The 327-nt window shown below is 73.1% G+C and carries 1 pseudogene; it reads right to left on the reverse strand.

What is annotated here, in order from left to right:
* A pseudogene (locus tag ACLBX8_RS31735) lies at nt 1-327 on the reverse strand (1-deoxy-D-xylulose-5-phosphate synthase); the annotation flags it as partial.

Below are 327 nucleotides of genomic sequence, written 5' to 3' on the forward strand. Positions count from 1 at the left end.
CGCCGCGCGGGTAGCGCAGCGCGATCGGGCCCGTGTCGTGCGCGTGGGCGGTCGCCACCATGTGCACCAGCTCGGCCTCGTCGGAGGCCGCCATCACGGTCATGTTCGGCAGGCAGCACAGGTAGGCGAGGTCGAACGCGCCCGCGTGCGTCGCCCCGTCCGCGCCGACCAGCCCCGCCCGGTCCAGGCAGAACCGCACGGGCAGGTTCTGCAGCGCCACGTCGTGCACCACCTGGTCGTAGGCCCGCTGCAGGAAGGTCGAGTAGATCGCCACGAACGGCCGGTAGCCCTCGGTGGCCAGACCGCCCGCGAACGTCACCGCGTGCT

It is taken from the genome of Methylobacterium sp. D48H (genome assembly GCF_053345715.1).